A 1,783-nucleotide genomic window follows, 5' to 3' on the forward strand; every position below is an offset into this window, starting at 1 on the left:
AGGCCGCGGTTGCGCAGGGTGGCCAAGGCACTGGACGTCGCCGCGTCTTGGGCGTGCGCGGCGGTGCGGGCGATGGACGCCTGGCGGGCGGCGTCGGCGGCGGCCTGGGCGACGGTGGCGCTGCCGTGCTGGATCCGCATCGCGACCAGCAGGCCGACCAGGAACAGGACGAACAGCGGCGCGAGGACGGCGACTTCGACGACCGCGTTGCCCACGTCCCCCGCCCGCCGCATCCGCTCGATGCGGGAGCCGATGAGGCCGGTCATGGCTGCCCGGGGACGGTGAAGCGCTCGCGGGCGCGCGCGCGGTGCGGGTGACGTCGATGCGGACGCCCGGCAGCAGCGACGGCGCGTACCCGCTCACCTGGACGACGATGGTGTTCTGACCGGTCACGGTGGTGTCGGGCGCCTGCAGGACGGGCTCGGCGCGCGCGAACGCCAGCGCGGCCGTGCGTCCCTGTGCGGCGGTGCCGTGGTGGGCGCGGGCGGTGCGCAGTCCTTCCTCGGCGGCGGCGAGCGCGACGTCGCGGGCGACCGACACCAGCACCGCTTGGGCCAGCGCGAGGAACAGCAGGCCGACGGCGGGGAACACGATCGCGATGGCGACGGACGCCGATCCGGCGTCCCGCCGCCACCACGAGGTGGACATCGTTGGGCGCGGGGTCATGGGCCGGTGGCTCCGGGGATCTTGTCGATCCAGCCTTCGACCTTCTCGGAGGCGGCGAGGTAGATGGTGAAGGCGAGCCCGGCGAACCCGGCCACGATGATGATCGTCTCGACCGTGCTCGACCCCCGGTCAGGGTGCTCTCGCATGGCGGTCAGCAGTCGGGCGCGGTGGTTGAGGGCGGCGACCGTGAGGCGTGTGGCCGTGGTGGTGAGCTTGTGCATGGTTCCCCCGAACATGAGTGGGCGGTTCAGCCGGCTCCCAGGAGCTTGGAGAAGAACGGGAAGCCGATCAGGATCACGAAGCCGAGCATGAGCAGCGAGGTCGGCACCCACATCGCGGTGGTGCGCGAGTTCGCCTCGGAACGAGCGGCGGCCGAGGCCTCGTGCCGCATCGAGCCGATCTTGGCGACCAGGACGTCGTGCATCTTGGCGCCCTCGCCCCCGGCGATCTGCGCGGTGTGGGCGAGGTCGACCAGGTCGGGCACGTTGATCTCCTCGCCTAGGGCGTGTTTCAAAGTTGATCAGAGCCACTCGTTGATGGCGGCGATGTGGACGGTGGCCAGGTAGCGGACGGCGAGCTTGTCGAACCGGACGGCGACCGCCCGGTGGCGTTTGAGCCGGTTGATGCCGCACTCCACGGCGTGGCGCTCGCGGTAGTCGACCGGATCGAAACCGGGCGGCCGGCCACCACGGGCACCGCGCCGGAGCCGGTGGCGGGCCTGGTCGGTCGGTTCGGGGATCGTGGCCGCGATGCCCCGCCGCCGCAGATGGGCCCGGATCGCGCGGGACGAGTACGCCTTGTCTCCGCGGACCCGTTCGGGCCGGGTGCGTGGATGCCCGCCGCCGATCCGGGCGACCCGGATCCCGGCCATGACCGCTTCGAACTGGGGTGCGTCGCCCCGCTGCCCGGCGGTGACCACCAGCGACAAGGGTTTCTGTCCCTGCTCGCAGGCCAGATGCAGCTTGGTCGACAGTCCGCCCCGCGAACGCCCCAGCGCGTGGTCGTCCGGCTCGGCCATGGTTCCGCCGGGCGGTTCGGCCTGCGCCTCGCCGTGGCGGCGGGCTCCGGCGGCGTGCTGGTGGGCGCGCATGACGGTGGAATCGACGCCGATCTGCCA

Annotated in this window: 4 protein-coding genes; all 4 read right to left on the reverse strand. The window is 72.6% G+C overall.

All coding sequences use genetic code 11. The features are described 5' to 3' along the window. On the reverse strand, positions 1–266 hold a 266-nt coding region (locus BJF79_RS39035; protein WP_187357122.1), incomplete at its 3' end, for a TadE/TadG family type IV pilus assembly protein. A 396-nt stretch (positions 267–662) separates the two neighbouring features. Beyond that, positions 663–887, reverse strand: a complete 225-nt coding sequence (locus BJF79_RS39040; RefSeq protein ID WP_143220791.1) for a hypothetical protein — start codon at positions 885–887, stop codon at positions 663–665. A gap of 26 nt (positions 888–913) precedes the next feature. Next, on the reverse strand, positions 914–1,150 hold the full coding sequence (locus BJF79_RS39045; protein WP_143220792.1) for a hypothetical protein: 237 nt from the start codon (positions 1,148–1,150) through the stop codon (positions 914–916). Positions 1,151–1,186: 36 nt separating this feature from the next. Beyond that, positions 1,187–1,783 (reverse strand): IS5 family transposase (locus BJF79_RS39050; protein ID WP_075904969.1); only part of this gene is annotated, 597 nt, incomplete at its 5' end.

This window comes from Actinomadura sp. CNU-125 (genome assembly GCF_001942465.1).
Classification (GTDB): domain Bacteria; phylum Actinomycetota; class Actinomycetes; order Streptosporangiales; family Streptosporangiaceae; genus Spirillospora.

Coding starts and splice junctions, on each gene's coding strand:
- BJF79_RS39040 (WP_143220791.1), bottom strand. CDS start 887: ATGCACAAGCTCACCACCACGGCCACACGCCTCACGGTCGCCGCCCTC.